The organism is Komagataeibacter sp. NFXK3, assembly GCF_054182245.1.
In genome coordinates, this window is the sequence record NZ_JAPIVJ010000079.1 from 1 (window position 1) to 1,083 (window position 1,083).

Consider the following 1,083-nt stretch of genomic DNA (forward strand, 5'->3'; position numbering starts at 1 on the left):
TGTCAGGTTGTGAAACGTCATTGGGATGATGTAGGGTGGGCAATACCGCGTTACTCTTCATGGTTTTCTTCCGTTTGCAGGGAGACTGAATGATGCTTCAGATCCATCCACAGGCACGCACGACACCGGCCGTCCGGGCTGACATAGCCCGCTCATCGGAATCGACATCCGTGCTCGCCAGACGCTACGGGATCAGCGCGGAAACTGTCCGCAAGTGGCGCAGGCGTGGTTCAGACGCCTGCCAGGACCGCAGCAGCCGTCCCCGGAAACTGGCCTGGAAAGCCTCGGAGGAAGAGCGCGCCATTGTCTGTCACCTTCGGCGTTCTACCGGTTTTGGCCTGGATGACCTGACCTTTGTCGTGCGGCATTTCCTGCCACATCTGAACCGGGACAACATCTGGCGTATTCTGAAAGATGCCGGATTGAACAGGCTGCCTCCTGCTCCAAAGACCAGACCAGTTCGGGGACAGGGAACATTCCGGGATTACGATCCCGGTTATGTCCATATTGATGTGAAACATCTGCCCAAATTGCAGACGGCAGATGGAGAACGGCGGAAACGTTTTCTATATGTCGCCATTGATAGATGCTCCCGTTCGGTACATCTGGCCGTCTATGACGCGGAAAATGCCGATAATTCCGTCGATTTCCTCAAAGCTGTCAAAACCGCCTTTCCTTTCCGGATCACCCATATTCTGACCGATCGTGGTTCCTGTTTTACGGCGGATGCCTTCGAAAAAGCCTGTCATGACATGGGAATCGACCGACGCCGGACCAAAGCTTACTCCCCTCAGACCAATGGAATGGTCGAACGCTTCAATGGCCGTGTCGCCACAGAGGTGTTGCCGGTCTGTGTCTCAAGCCATAAGGATCTGGAAATTCTGCTCAGAGGCTTCTGTTTCGCTTACAATCATCGCCGGCAGCGTGTTCTGGGCGGCATAACTCCCACCCAATGCATCACGTCGTGGCTTGAAAAACATCCCGCGTTCCGTAATCCTGATCACATCAAACCGGCTGATCGTGACATCATGAAACAGGTCGATGAAATCCTTGATTACGCCAATGACGTTTCACAACCTGACA

1 protein-coding gene is annotated in these 1,083 nt (G+C 53.9%); it reads left to right on the top strand.

All coding sequences use genetic code 11. From position 1 onward, the window contains the following. Positions 1 to 92: 92 nt before the first annotated feature. Positions 93 to 1,083, top strand: a 991-nt coding sequence (locus tag OQZ28_RS17540; protein WP_042659034.1) for an IS481 family transposase, incomplete at its 3' end; no start/stop codon positions are given.